The organism is Agromyces aurantiacus (genome assembly GCF_016907355.1).
GTDB lineage: Bacteria > Actinomycetota > Actinomycetes > Actinomycetales > Microbacteriaceae > Agromyces > Agromyces aurantiacus.
The window spans coordinates 2,557,274-2,570,058 of sequence record NZ_JAFBBW010000001.1; the positions used below are offsets into that span (position 1 = coordinate 2,557,274).

Consider the following 12,785-nt stretch of genomic DNA (forward strand, 5'->3'; position numbering starts at 1 on the left):
GCGGCGCGCCGCCGCCCACCCCCGTGATCCAGACTCTAGTCTGCACACGTGTCGGACTCGGCGTTGCCACCCCCGGAGTTCGCCGCGGCGCTCGCGTCGCTGCGTGCTGCGGCGCCGCGCCCCGAGCTCCGCGTGACGGAGATCGCGGCGCCGTCCTCGCTCGCACCGTGGGCGGTCGCGCTCGCGGCCGATGTCGCTCCCGGCCGTCACGCCGACGACTCCGACCTCGGCACGGGGAGGTTCGTGCTGCTCTACGACCCGTCGGAGCCCGAGTCGTGGGGCGGACGCTTCCGCGTCGTGTGCTTCGCGCAGGCCCCTCTCGAGACCGACATCGGCACCGACCCGTTCCTCGCGGAGGTCGCGTGGTCGTGGCTCGTCGACGCGCTCGACGCGCGCGGCGCCGGGTACGTCGCGGCGTCCGGCACGGTCACGAAGATCCTCTCGACCGGATTCGGCGAACTCGCGCGCCAGGGCGACGGCGCCGAGCTGGAACTGCGCGCCTCCTGGACGCCGCTCGATGAGAACGCGGCGCCGCATGTGGAAGGGTGGAGTGAGTTGCTGTGCATGCTGGCGGGGCTACCTCCTTCGACCGAGGGGGTGACGGCCCTTCCGCGACGGAGGAGGAGACGTGGCTGACGAGTTCCACGTGATCGACTCCCGCGAGGCGTACGACGAGGCCGTCGAGCGCATCGAGGGCGGATCGGGCCCCGTGGCCGTCGACGCGGAGCGGGCGAGCGGATTCCGCTACTCGCAACGCGCCTACCTGATCCAGCTCTACCGTCGGGGTTCGGGCACGTTCCTGTTCGACCCGACGATGCTCGGGGGGTTCGGCGAGGTGCAGGCGCTGATCCGCGACGAGGAGTGGGTGCTGCACGCGGCGAGCCAGGACCTGGCCTGCCTGCGCGAGGTCGGGCTCGACCCCGTCCGCATCTTCGACACCGAGCTCGCGGCGCGCCTGCTCGGCATGCCGCGCGTGGGCCTCGCATCCGTCGTCGAGGAGCTCCTGGACATCAAGCTCGCCAAGGAGCACTCCGCCGCCGACTGGTCGACGAGGCCCCTGCCGCAGTCGTGGCTCCGGTACGCGGCGCTCGACGTCGAACTGCTCGTCGACGTGCGAGACCGCCTCGCCGAGCGACTCGCCGAGGCCGGCAAGGCGGGGATCGCCGAGCAGGAGTTCGAGGCGACCGTGCGCCGCGAGGCGAAGCCGCCCGCCGCCGAGCCCTGGCGGCGGCTGAGCGGCATCCACGCGCTGCGCTCGCCCCGCAACCTCGCGGTCGCCCGCGAACTCTGGCTGGCGCGCGACGCCCTCGCGGTCGAGGCCGACGTGGCACCCGGCCGGCTGATCCCCGACGCATCCATCCTCGCGGTGGCCAAGAACCTGCCCGAGTCCAAGCGCGCGCTCGCCGACCTCAAGGCGTTCAACGGCCGCGCGAGCCGCACCGAGCTCGACCGGTGGTGGGCCGCCATCGAGACGGCGCGCACCGCCGAGCCGCCCGCGACGCGCGTGCCGAGCGACGCTCCCCCGCCGCCCCGCGCGTGGGCGGCGCGCAACCCCGAGGCGGACGCGCGGCTGCGGTTCGCGAAGGAGGCGGTCGCCGAGGTCGCCGAGCGGTTGGAGATGCCCGTCGAGAACGTACTCACGCCCGATCACCTGCGGCGCGTGGCGTGGCATCCGCCCATCGAGCCCACCGCGGGCAACGTCGCCGACGCCCTCGCCGCACTCGGCGCGCGGCCCTGGCAGCTTGAGGCAACTGCACAGATAATCGCCGATGCCTTTGTGCGAGCGGCACAATCGCTCGCGGACGCCGCGCACGAGGCTTCGTAGGAACCACCAACCGATTCCTCCCCCGCCGACGGCGTTCCTAGGATCGGGTCATTCCTCACTCGAAAGGGAGCTGCAGCGTGGCTGAACGAGCTGATGTCGTGTTCGTCGACGGGGTCCGGACCCCGTTCGGACGGGCCGGCGAGAAGGGCATGTACTGGAACACGAGGGCGGACGACCTCGCGGTCAAGGCCATCACCGGTCTGCTCGAGCGCAACCCGAACCTTCCCACCGACCGCGTGGACGATGTGGCCATCGCCGCCACCACGCAGCAGGGCGACCAGGGCCTCACCCTCGGCCGCACCGCGGCGATCCTCGCCGGGCTGCCGCTGAGCGTGCCCGGCTTCGCGATCGACCGGATGTGCGCCGGCGCGATGACCGCCGTGACGACGACGGGGTCGGGCATCGGCTTCGGCCAGTACGACGTCGTCATCGCGGGCGGCGTCGAGCACATGGGCCGCCACCCGATGGGCCTGGACGCCGACCCGAACCCCCGCTTCCTCGCGGAGAAGCTCGTCGCCGCCGACGCGCTGAACATGGGCAACACGGCCGAGCGCCTGCACGACCGCTTCCCCGAGCTCACCAAGGAGCGCAGCGACCGGTTCGGCGTGCGCAGCCAGCAGAAGGTGCAGGCCGCGTACGACGCCGGGCACATCCAGCCCGACCTCGTGCCGGTCGCCCTCCGCACCGCCGAGGGCTGGGGCCTCGCGACCGAGGACGAGGGGCGCCGCCCCGAGACCACCATGGAGGGCCTCGCCACCCTCAAGACGCCGTTCCGGCCGCACGGCCGCGTCACGGCCGGCAACGCCTCCCCGCTGACCGACGGCGCGACCGCGTCGATCCTCGCGAGCGCCGACGCCGCCAAGGAGCTCGGCCTGCCCGTGAAGATGCGCATGGTGAGCTTCGGCTTCGCCGGCGTGCAGCCCGAGGTCATGGGCATCGGCCCCATCCCCTCGACCGAGAAGGCGCTCACGCGCGCCGGCCTGAAGATCGAGGACATCGGGCTCTTCGAGCTCAACGAGGCCTTCGCCGTCCAGGTGCTCAGCTTCCTCGACCACTTCGGCATCGACGATGAGGACCCGCGCGTCAACCAGTGGGGCGGGGCGATCGCGATCGGCCACCCGCTCGCCGCGTCGGGCGTGCGCCTCATGATCCAGCTCGCACGCCAGTTCGAGCTGCACCCCGAGGTGCGCTACGGCCTCACGGCCATGTGCGTCGGCCTCGGACAGGGCGGCAGCGTCATCTGGGAGAACCCGCACCACAAGCGCTACGGAAAGGGCCGCTGAGCGAGATGACCGACTACTCGAAGATCGACTTCTCCGAGCTGGCCGCCGCCTTCGCCGACGACGAGGTCGTCACGCACTCGTACGTGCGCGACATCCGCCTGCCGTCGGGCAAGGTGCTCGCGCTCATCACGCTCGACAACGGGCGCGACCACACGCGCCCGTCGACGCTCGGTCCGGTGACGCTGCTCGAGCTGAACGACCGGCTCGACGAGCTGCAGGCCCGCGCGGCGGCCGGCGAGATCCAGGCCGTCGCCGTCACGGGCAAGCCGTACTTCCTCGCCGCGGGAGCCGACCTGTCGAAGGTGGGCGAGATCCCGAGCCGCGAGATCGCGCTGAAGATGGGCCAGCTCGGCCACATGGTCTTCGGCAAGCTCGGCGAGCTCGGCGTGCCCTCGTTCGCGTTCATCAACGGCCTGGCCCTCGGCGGCGGCCTCGAGATCGCGCTGAACAGCGACTACCGCACCGTGGATGCCTCGGCGCCGGCGATCGCGCTGCCCGAGGTGTTCCTCGGCATCGTGCCGGCGTGGGGCGGCGCCTACCTGCTGCCGAACCTCATCGGCATCGAGAACGCGCTGCGCGTGGTGATCGAGAACCCGCTCAAGCAGAACCGCATGCTGAAGGCGAAGGACGCGCTCGAACTCGGCATCGCCGACGCGATGTTCGCGCCGGTGAACTTCCTGGAGGATTCGCTGAAGTGGGCCGACGGCGTGCTCGGCGGCTCGATCAAGGTGAAGCGGCCGAACCAGCCCGGCAAGCTCGAGAAGCTCGCCAAGTGGGATGTCGCGATCGGCATCGCGCGCAAGAGCCTCGAGGGCAAGATCGGCACGACCGCGAAGTCGCCGTACGTGGCGCTCGACCTCCTCAAGGCGGCCAAGGGCGGCACGAAGGAGGACGCGTTCGCGCGCGAGGACGAGGCGCTCGCCGACCTCGTCTCGGGCGACCAGTTCGTCGCGTCGATCTACGCGTTCAACCTCGTGCAGAAGCGCGCGAAGAAGCCCGCGGGCGCTCCCGCGAAGGAGCTCGCCCGCAAGGTCACGAAGGTCGGCATCATCGGCGCCGGCCTCATGGCGAGCCAGTTCGCCCTCCTGTTCGTGCGCCGCCTGCAGGTGCCGGTCCTCATCACCGACCTCGACCAGGCGCGCGTCGACAAGGGCCTGGCCTACATCCGCGACGAGATCGGCACCCTCGAGCAGAAGGGCCGCATCGACGCCGACGAGGCGAACCGCCTTCGGGCGCTCGTCTCCGGGACCACCGACAAGGCCGACTTCGCCGACTGCGACTGGGTCATCGAGGCGGTCTTCGAGGACCTCGCGGTCAAGCAGCAGGTCTTCGCCGAGGTCGAGCCGCACCTCGCCGAGACGGCGATCCTCGCGACGAACACCTCGTCGCTCTCGGTCGAGCAGATCGGCGCGAAGCTGGCCCACCCCGAGCGCGTCGTCGGCTTCCACTTCTTCAACCCGGTCGCGGTCATGCCGTTGCTCGAGATCGTGAAGGCGCCCGCGACCGACGACGAGACGCTCGCCACGGCCTTCGCGGTCGCCGCGAAGCTGAAGAAGAGCGCGGTGCTCACGGCTGATGCGCCGGGCTTCGTCGTGAACCGCCTGCTCGCCAAGGTCATGGGCGAGGCCGCCCGCGCCGTCGACGAGGGCACGCCGGTGCCCGTCGTCGAGAAGGCGCTCACGCCGATCGGGTTGCCGATGGGACCGTTCGAGCTCATCGACCTCGTCGGCTGGGCAGTGGCCGCGCACGTGCAGGACACCATGGTGCGCGAGTTCCCCGAGCGGTTCTACTCGTCGGAGAACCTGCACGCGCTCGCGCAGCTCGACGGCCCGGTCGTCGAGAAGGACAAGCACGGCAAGGTCACCGACCTCACCAAGGAGGCGAAGAAGACCATCACCGTCGGCTCGTCGCCGGTCGACGCGGCCACGATCCTCCGTCGGGTGGAAGACGAGCTCGCGCGCGAGATCAAGCTGATGCTCGACGAGCAGGTCGTCGCCGCGGCCGAGGACATCGACCTCTGCCTGATCCTCGGTGCCGGATGGCCGTTCCCGGCCGGCGGCGCGACGCCCTACCTCGACCGGGTCGGTGCTTCGGAGCGCGCCTTCGGCGACACGTTCCACCACCCGCCGATCCGCGGCGTGGGCGCCTGACGCCTGACGCGACGACCACCGGACGGCCCCCGACGCACGATGTCGGGGGCCGTTCGTATGCTCGGGCGGTGACGAAGATCCAGTACTACGTGGCCTCCACCCTCGACGGATTCATCGCCGACGAGCACGACGACCTCGCCTGGCTGCTGCAGTTCGGCATGGACGACTTCACCGAGCACTACGAGCGGTTCTTCGCCCAGGTCGGCGCGCTCGTGCTGGGTGCGACCACCTACGAGTGGGTGCTCCGCGAGGGGGGCGGGTGGCCCTACGGCGCCATCCCGACGTGGGTGCTCACGCACCGCGAGCTCGAGGTACCCGAAGGCGCCGACGTGCGGTTCGCGTCAGGCCCGGTCGCGCCGGTCGCCGATGCTGCGGTGGCTGCAGCCGACGGGCGCAACGTGTGGGTCATCGGCGGCGGCCCGGTCGCGGCGCAGTTCCTCGAGGCCGGTCGGCTCGACGAGCTGCTCGTCACGTACATGCCCGTCGCGCTCGGCCGCGGCCGCCCCCTGCTACCCGTGGGCGCGGTCACGCCGCCGCTCGAGCTCGTCGAGGTCACGCGGCTCGGCGACGCGGTCGAGCACGTGTACCGCGTCGGCTGACGCCGACGTCAGACGCGGGGCTGCGAGCCCGTGTCGCTCGACACCGGCTCCAGGCCCGCCCCGCGCGCGTGCGGCAGCTTGCTGCCGAGCACCATCCCGGTGACGTCGCGCGCGATGTGCTGGGGCGTCAGCCCGACCCGCTCGAGGATGTCGCCGCGCGAGCCGTGGTCGAGGAACTCGTCGGGCAGGCCCACCTCGGTCACCGCGGTGTCGACGCCGGCCTCGCGCAGGTCCTGGCGGATGCGCGTGCCGATGCCGCCGACGCGGATGCCGTCCTCGATGCTCACCACGATGCGGTACTCGGCCGCGAGGCGCACGACGCTCTCGGGCACCGGCACGACCCAGCGCGGGTCGACCACGGTCGCCCCGATCCCCTGCGCCTCGAGCCGCTGCGCGACGTCGAGACCGATGCCGGCCATCGGACCGACCGTGACGATGAGCACGTCCTTGCGCTCCGACTCGAGGAGCACGTCGACGCCGTCGTCGGTCCGGCGCACCGAATCGTACTCGGTGCCGACCGTCCCCTTCGGGAAGCGCAGCACGGTGGGGCCGTCGTCGACCCGGACCGCCTCGCCGAGCTCCTCGGCCAGGCGCACCGAGTCGCGCGGTGCCGCGATGCGGATGCCGGGGACGACCTGCAGGATCGAGAGGTCCCACACGCCGTGGTGGCTCGGGCCGTCGGGGCCGGTGACGCCGGCCCGGTCGAGCACGAAGGTCACGCCGGCCTTGTGCAGCGCGACATCCATCAGCACCTGGTCGAACGCCCGGTTGATGAACGTCGCGTAGATCGCCACGACGGGGTGCAGGCCACCGAACGCGAGGCCGGCGGCCGAGGTCGCGGCGTGCTGCTCGGCGATGCCGACGTCGAAGACCCGGGCCGGGAACCGCTCGGCCATCCGGTGCAGGCCGGTCGGCCGGAGCATGGCCGCCGTGATGCCCACGAGTCGCTCGTCTCGCTCGGCGAGGCTCACGAGCTCGTCGGCGAACACGCCGGTCCAGGACGGCGCGGAGGCCTTCTCCATCGACTCGCCGGTCTCGGGGTCGATCTGGCCGACGGCGTGGAACTGGTCGGCCACGTCGCGTCGGGCCGGCTCGTAGCCGCGGCCCTTCTCGGTGATCGTGTGCACGATCACCGGGGCGCCGTACGACTTGGCCTGGCGCAGCGCCTCCTCGACGGCGCGTTCGTCGTGGCCGTCGATGGGGCCGATGTACTTGATGTCGAGGTTGGAGTAGAGCGCCTCGTTGCCGCTGAACCGGCTGAGGAAGCCGTGCAGGCCGCCCCGGACGCCGCGGTAGATCGCGCGGCCCGGCGAGCCGAGCTTGTCGAAGGCGCTGCGGCTGCGCAGGTGCAGCGTGCGGTACGACTGCTTCGTGCGCACCGAGTTGAGGAACCGCGCCATGCCGCCGATGGTCGGTGCATAGGAGCGGCCGTTGTCGTTCACGACGACCACGAGGTTGCGCGTGTTGTCGTCGGAGATGTTGTTCAGCGCCTCCCACGTCATGCCGCCCGTGAGGGCGCCGTCGCCGACGACCGCGACCACATGGCGGTCGCCCTGCCCGGTCATCTCGAACGCCTTGGAGATGCCGTCGGCCCACGAGAGCGAGCTGGAGGCGTGCGAGCTCTCGACGACGTCGTGCACCGACTCGGAGCGCTGCGGGTAGCCGGCCATGCCGCCGGTCTGGCGCAGCGTGGAGAGGTCCTGCCGGCCCGTCAAGAGCTTGTGCACGTACGACTGGTGGCCCGTATCGAAGATGATCGGGTCGCGGGGCGAATCGAAGACGCGGTGGATGGCGATGGTGAGCTCGACGACGCCGAGGTTGGGACCGAGGTGGCCGCCCGTCTTGGACACGCCGGAGACGAGCACCTCGCGGATCTCGCGGGCGAGTTCGTCGAGCTGGTCCTGGGTGAGCGCGTCGAGGTCGCGGGGTCCGCGGATCGTGTCGAGCAGCCTCATGCGTCGTGCCTTCCGGAGCTGTGGGCGGCGGGAGTGCCACGGTTTCGTTCGAGTGTACGCCGGGGCAGCTGGGAGCCCCGGCAGAGATCGGGGGCGGCGGGCCGAAGCCCGCCGCCCCCGGATCGGTGCGGCGCGTCAGACGAGGCTGCGCAGCACGTACTGCAGGATGCCGCCGTTGCGGTAGTAGTCGGCCTCACCGGGCGTGTCGATGCGGACGACGGCGTCGAACTCGACCGTCGGCTTGCCGGCCGGCGAGTGCTCGCTCGGCTCGGCGACCACGTGGACGGTCTTCGGCGTGACGCCGTCGTTCAGCTGCTCGAGGCCCGTGATCGAGACGATCTCGGTGCCGTCGAGGCCGAGCGAGTCGGCCGTCTCGCCCGCCGGGAACTGCAGCGGCACGACGCCCATGCCGATGAGGTTCGAGCGGTGGATGCGCTCGAAGCTCTCGGTGATGACGGCCTTCACGCCGAGCAGGTTGGTGCCCTTGGCCGCCCAGTCGCGGCTCGAGCCCGAGCCGTACTCCTTGCCGCCGAAGATCACGAGCGGGGTGCCCTGCGCCTGGTAGTTCATCGAGGCGTCGTAGATGAAGGACTGCGGACCCTCGGGCTTCGTGAAGTCGCGCGTGTACCCGCCCTCGACGCCGTCGAGCAGCTGGTTCTTCAGGCGGATGTTCGCGAACGTGCCGCGGATCATGACCTCGTGGTTGCCGCGACGCGAGCCGTAGGAGTTGAAGTCCTTGCGGTCGACGCCGTGCTCGGTGAGGTACTGGCCCGCGGGGCTGTCGGCCTTGATCGAGCCGGCCGGCGAGATGTGGTCGGTCGTGACCGAGTCGCCGAGCTTCGCGAGCACGCGGGCGCCCGTGATGTCGGAGACCGGCGTGGTCTCGAGCGTCATGCCCTCGAAGTACGGAGGACGGCGCACGTAGGTCGACTCGGCGTCCCACTCGAAGGTGGCGCCCGTGGGGGTCGGCAGGTTGCGCCACCGATCGTCGCCCTCGAAGACGCTCGCGTACTGGCGCGTGAACATCTCCTCGTTGATCGACTCGTCGATGGTCTTCTGCACCTCGGCGGCGTCGGGCCAGATGTCCTTGAGGTAGACGTCGTTGCCGTCGCGGTCGGTGCCGAGCGGGTCGGTCTCGAAGTCGAAGTTCATCGATCCGGCGAGCGAGTACGCGATCACGAGCGGCGGGCTCGCGAGGTAGTTCATCTTCACGTCGGGGTTGATCCGGCCCTCGAAGTTGCGGTTGCCCGAGAGCACCGCGGTGACGGCGAGGTCGTTCTGCTGCACGGCGGCCGAGACCTCCTCGATGAGGGGGCCCGAGTTGCCGATGCACGTCGTGCAGCCGTAGCCGACGGTGTAGAAGCCGAGGTCCTCGAGGTCCTTCGTGAGGCCGGCCTTCTCGTAGTACTCGGTGACGACCTTCGATCCCGGCGCGAGGGTCGTCTTCACCCACGGCTTGGCCTTGAGGCCCTTCTTGACCGCGTTGCGGGCGAGGAGGCCGGCGGCGAGCATGACCGACGGGTTGGAGGTGTTCGTGCACGAGGTGATCGCCGCGATGGTCACCGCGCCGTGGTCGAGCGTGTAGTTCGCGCCATCCGCCGTCTGCACCGGGGTCGGCTTGGAGGCCGTCTTCGGGGCGTGCGAGCGGTGGACGTGCACGTGGTGGCTGTGCTCGTCCTCCGGCGTGTTGCCGGGCGGGTCGGAGGCCGGGAACGACTCGGCGACCTCGAGGTCGACGAGGTCGTGCTCGACATCGGCGTAGTTCGTCAGGTCCTTCTCGAACTGCGACTTGGCGTCGGAGAGGACGATGCGGTCCTGCGGGCGCTTCGGGCCGGCGATCGACGGGACGACCGTGGAGAGGTCGAGCTCGAGGTACTCGGAGAACACCGGCTCGTTGTCGGCGTCGTGCCAGAGCTTCTGGACCTTCGAGTACGCCTCGACGAGGGCGATCTGCTCCTCGCTGCGGCCCGTGAGACGCAGGTAGTCGAGCGTGACCTCATCGATCGGGAAGATCGCGGCGGTCGAGCCGAACTCGGGGCTCATGTTGCCGATGGTCGCGCGGTTGGCGAGCGGCACGGAGGCCACGCCCGAGCCGTAGAACTCGACGAACTTGCCGACCACGCCGTGCTTGCGGAGCATGTCGGTGATGGTGAGCACGACGTCGGTCGCGGTCACGCCCGTGGGGATCTCGCCCGAGAGCTTGAAGCCGACGACCTTGGGGATGAGCATCGAGACGGGCTGGCCGAGCATCGCGGCCTCGGCCTCGATGCCGCCCACGCCCCAGCCGAGCACGCCGAGGCCGTTGACCATCGTGGTGTGCGAGTCGGTGCCGACGCACGTGTCGGGGTAGGCGCGCGTGACGCCGTCCACGTCGCGGTGGTAGATGACCTTCGCGAGGTGCTCGATGTTGACCTGGTGCACGATGCCCGTGCCCGGGGGCACGACCTTGAAGTCGTCGAAGGCGGTCTGGCCCCAGCGCAGGAACTGGTAGCGCTCGCCGTTGCGCTCGTACTCGATCTCGACGTTGCGCTCGAGCGCGTTCTCGGTGCCGAACAGGTCGGCGATGACCGAGTGGTCGATGACCATCTCGGCCGGCGAGAGCGGGTTGATCTTGGCGGGGTCGCCGCCGAGCGCGACCACCGCCTCGCGCATGGTCGCGAGGTCGACGATGCAGGGCACGCCGGTGAAGTCCTGCATGACCACGCGCGCGGGCGTGAACTGGATCTCGGTGTCGGGCTCGGCGGTGGGCACCCACGAGCCGAGCGCCTCGATCTGCTCCTTGGTGACGTTCGCGCCGTCCTCGGTGCGCAGCAGGTTCTCGAGCAGCACCTTCAGGCTGAAGGGGAGCTTGTCGTACCCGGGCACCGTGTCGACGCGGAAGATCTCGTAGGACTTGTCACCGACCTGGAGCGTGTCCTTCGCCCCGAAACTGTTCACTGCAGACACGATGTCCTCTCCTTCGCGGATGCCGCCGTCGCGACGTTCGTGGGCCGGATGCGGCCGTGGCTGCCGGGCCCGCCCCAGCAAGGCTAGCCCAACCCCGTCGCACGCCGACAGGCTCGCGCCGGCACCCGTGATTTATCTCGATATCGAGATAACTGTATCACTCGGCGGCGGGAGTCTTCGACGGGTACACGGCGCGGACGACGAGCCACGAGAACACGAGCAGGAGCGCGTACAGCGGCACGCCCATGAGCAGGCGCGTGGCGCCCAGCGCCTCGACGTTGCCGGCGAAGTAGAAGGGCAGCTGCACCACGAGCCGGGCGACGAACATCCCGAACCAGACGAGCGTGAGGAACTGCATCGCCCGATAGGTGCGCTTGCGCCCGCGCCAGGCCGTGCCATCCCCCATCAGGAACCCGACGACGAGCCCGACGAGGGGCCAGCGCACGAGCAGCGACACCAGGAGCGCGATCGCGTACGCCGCGTTCGTGTAGAACCCGATGACGTAGTTGTCCTCGGCGCGGCCGGTCCAGAGCGAGAGGGCCGCGGATGCCGCGACGCCCACGAGTCCGGCGATCGCCTGCGTCGGCTGGCTGCGGGTGGCCAGGCGCGCGATCGTGAAGACGATCGCCAGGCCCACCGAGGCCGCGAGCGCCCAGACGAGCTCGCGCGTGAAGGTGTAGACGATGAGGAACACGAGGCCGGGCAGGATGGCCTCCGCGAGCCCCCGGATGCCGCCCAGTGCGCCCACGAGGTCGGCGGGCGTGAGGGTCTCGTCGCGCGCGATGCGGCCGAGGCCCGAGCGCTCGGCCGCCGCAGCGAGCGAGCGCCCGACCTCGTCGACGGCCTCGGGCTCGCGCGGCTCGCCGGGATCGACCGGCTCGTCGCGCGCCTCCGGGCGGTCGTCGCTCACGCGGTCCTCGCTCACGCGGTCGGAGCGCCGGGCGCCGGGGCCGGCATCCGCAGCGGGATGAGGTCGCGCGGCGGCATCGGCGTGCTGCCACGGACGACGACGATCGAGCGGAAGAGGTCCTCGACCTTGGCCGCGGCCGCCGGATCGGTCGCCGCCTCGCCCGCGATCACGCCGCGCAGGAACCAGCGCGGCCCGTCGACCCCGATGAAGCGCGCGAGGCGCACCTGCCCGGTCTGCCCCTCGGCCGTCGTCACCGGGATCTGAGCGAGCAGCTCGGGACCGAAGGAACCCTCGCGCACGGTCGTCGTGCCGCCCTGGCGCGCGATCTGGTCGGCGATCTGGTCGCGGATCTCATGCCACAGGCCGCTCGACCGCGGCGCGGCGAAGGGCTGCACCTGCAGCGTGGAGTTCGCGTAATCGAGCCCGACGGCCACGACCCGCTTCGTGCCCTCCTCGACCTCGAGCCGCAGGTGGAGGCCCTCGCGGGGCAGCACCTTCACGCCGCCGAGGTCGACGTAGGGCCGGACCGGGTTCGCCTCGGACTCGTCCAGCGGGCCGTTGGCGGCCCGGTCGGCCGGTGCCGACTTGGGGTGGTCGACCGGCTGGTCGTCGATGTTCTCGATGTCGCTCACGCGTGTGCTCCTGACTGGTGTGCCCCGAAACCGGTGGACCCGAATCCCCCCTCGCCGCGCAGGCTGCCGGGCAGCCGCTCGACCTCGACGAACCGCGCGCGGCTCACCGGCATCACCACGAGCTGCGCGATCCGGTCGCCCGCCTCGATGCGGTACGCCTCGCGTGCATCGGTGTTCAGCAGCGAGACCTTGATCTCGCCGCGGTAGCCGGCGTCGACGGTGCCCGGCGCGTTCACGATCGTGATGCCGTGCTTGAAGGCGAGCCCGGAGCGCGGGACGACGAACGCGACGTATCCGTCGGGCAGCGCGATCGCGACGCCCGTGCCGACCGTGGCACGCTCTCCCGGCTCCAGCACGACCGCCTCGGCGGCGTGGAGGTCGGCGCCCGCGTCGCCCGGATGGGCGTAGACGGGGAGGCGGTCGGCCGTGATCAGCACATCGACGGAATCGGTCACCGTTCGAGGGTAGTGCAGAAGTCTGGTCTG

At 71.0% G+C, this 12,785-nt stretch carries 10 protein-coding genes; 5 read left to right on the plus strand and 5 right to left on the minus strand.

Translation table 11 applies throughout. From position 1 onward, the window contains the following. Nucleotides 1-48 precede the first annotated feature (48 nt). From JOD46_RS12125 to JOD46_RS12145, 5 genes are all read left to right on the plus strand, one after another. Nucleotides 49-636 (plus strand): DUF3000 domain-containing protein, encoded by a 588-nt coding sequence (locus JOD46_RS12125; protein ID WP_204394769.1) that lies wholly within the window; start codon nucleotides 49-51, stop codon nucleotides 634-636. Next, the gene (locus JOD46_RS12130) at nucleotides 629-1,825 is read left to right on the plus strand and encodes an HRDC domain-containing protein (RefSeq protein ID WP_204394771.1); all 1,197 of its coding nucleotides are present in this window, start codon (nucleotides 629-631) and stop codon (nucleotides 1,823-1,825) included. The genes JOD46_RS12125 and JOD46_RS12130 overlap by 8 nt, the downstream gene beginning before the upstream one ends. A 77-nt stretch (nucleotides 1,826-1,902) precedes the next feature. Beyond that, nucleotides 1,903-3,108, plus strand: coding sequence for a thiolase family protein (locus JOD46_RS12135; RefSeq protein ID WP_204394773.1), 1,206 nt, complete (start codon nucleotides 1,903-1,905; stop codon nucleotides 3,106-3,108). A gap of 5 nt (nucleotides 3,109-3,113) precedes the next feature. Further along, the gene (locus JOD46_RS12140; RefSeq protein WP_204394774.1) at nucleotides 3,114-5,258 is read left to right on the plus strand and encodes a 3-hydroxyacyl-CoA dehydrogenase NAD-binding domain-containing protein; all 2,145 of its coding nucleotides are present in this window, start codon (nucleotides 3,114-3,116) and stop codon (nucleotides 5,256-5,258) included. Between the two features lie 68 nt (nucleotides 5,259-5,326). Beyond that, a complete protein-coding gene (locus JOD46_RS12145; RefSeq protein ID WP_204394776.1) occupies nucleotides 5,327-5,857 on the plus strand; it encodes a dihydrofolate reductase family protein in 531 nt (176 codons plus the stop codon). 8 nt (nucleotides 5,858-5,865) lie between these two features. Here JOD46_RS12145 and dxs read toward each other — a convergent pair whose 3' ends face one another. The 5 genes from dxs to dut form a co-directional block, all read right to left on the minus strand. Continuing rightward, nucleotides 5,866-7,812: a 1-deoxy-D-xylulose-5-phosphate synthase gene (dxs, locus tag JOD46_RS12150; RefSeq protein WP_204394778.1), complete on the minus strand. Its 1,947-nt coding sequence runs from the start codon at nucleotides 7,810-7,812 to the stop codon at nucleotides 5,866-5,868. Nucleotides 7,813-7,947: 135 nt separating this feature from the next. Continuing rightward, entirely contained in the window at nucleotides 7,948-10,758 is a 2,811-nt protein-coding gene (gene acnA / locus JOD46_RS12155; protein ID WP_307835023.1) for an aconitate hydratase AcnA, read from the minus strand. Nucleotides 10,759-10,915: 157 nt separating this feature from the next. Beyond that, complete coding sequence (locus JOD46_RS12160) at nucleotides 10,916-11,668, minus strand: DUF3159 domain-containing protein (RefSeq protein ID WP_204394780.1); 753 nt, start codon at nucleotides 11,666-11,668, stop codon at nucleotides 10,916-10,918. Between the two features lie 11 nt (nucleotides 11,669-11,679). Then, on the minus strand, nucleotides 11,680-12,300 hold the full coding sequence (locus tag JOD46_RS12165; RefSeq protein ID WP_204394782.1) for a DUF3710 domain-containing protein: 621 nt from the start codon (nucleotides 12,298-12,300) through the stop codon (nucleotides 11,680-11,682). Then, entirely contained in the window at nucleotides 12,297-12,755 is a 459-nt protein-coding gene (gene dut, locus JOD46_RS12170; protein ID WP_204394784.1) for a dUTP diphosphatase, read from the minus strand. Before dut ends, JOD46_RS12165 begins: the two co-directional genes overlap by 4 nt. Nucleotides 12,756-12,785 lie beyond the last annotated feature (30 nt).